The organism is Rhizobium ecuadorense (genome assembly GCF_001187535.1).
In the GTDB taxonomy this organism is placed as follows: Bacteria; Pseudomonadota; Alphaproteobacteria; order Rhizobiales; family Rhizobiaceae; genus Rhizobium; species Rhizobium ecuadorense.
Genome location: NZ_LFIO01000925.1, coordinates 1 through 477 on the forward strand (window position 1 = coordinate 1; position 477 = coordinate 477).

Annotated in this window: 2 pseudogenes; one reads left to right on the top strand and one right to left on the bottom strand. The window is 56.8% G+C overall.

Annotated features, from left to right (window positions below):
* Nucleotides 1-304, bottom strand: a pseudogene (locus tag AF337_RS44450) (AraC family transcriptional regulator); the annotation flags it as partial.
* An 84-nt stretch (nt 305-388) separates the two neighbouring features.
* Here AF337_RS44450 and AF337_RS42280 point away from each other — a divergent pair.
* A pseudogene (locus tag AF337_RS42280) lies at nt 389-477 on the top strand (oxidoreductase); the annotation flags it as partial.

Below are 477 nucleotides of genomic sequence, written 5' to 3' on the forward strand. Positions count from 1 at the left end.
GATTGGCGCCCATGATCAAGACTTTGGTTCCGCGCAACACCGCATAGAACATGGGTTCGAACACCGCCGGAGTGGGCGACGTGGCCCTTGTGCTTGTCCAAATCGTCAAGCGCGGAACGGGGGTAGGAACACCGACTGTACCCGCATGCGCCGAAACAAACGGAGCAACGGCGTTCAGCAGAAGTGTCGATGGCTTCAGAGGGTCGAACATCACGCCAGCATGTAGTGATTTGGTAGGATCAGGCAAGTGTCTGGGAAGATCAGGAATGTTGCCTGCGTCGCAACTGCCTATTTTGAGGCTCAACAAAAAGCCTGCCGGAGCAGCCCGTAGCGAGGAATGAGCCTCCAAATCGGCGTCAAGGCGACAGGAATAGGAAAGGGTTCGACCATGCAGGAACTAGCTGGAAAGAATGCGCTCGTCACTGGTGGATCGCGTGGCATCGGGGCTGCGATCGCGATTGCTCTGTCGGAGAAAGG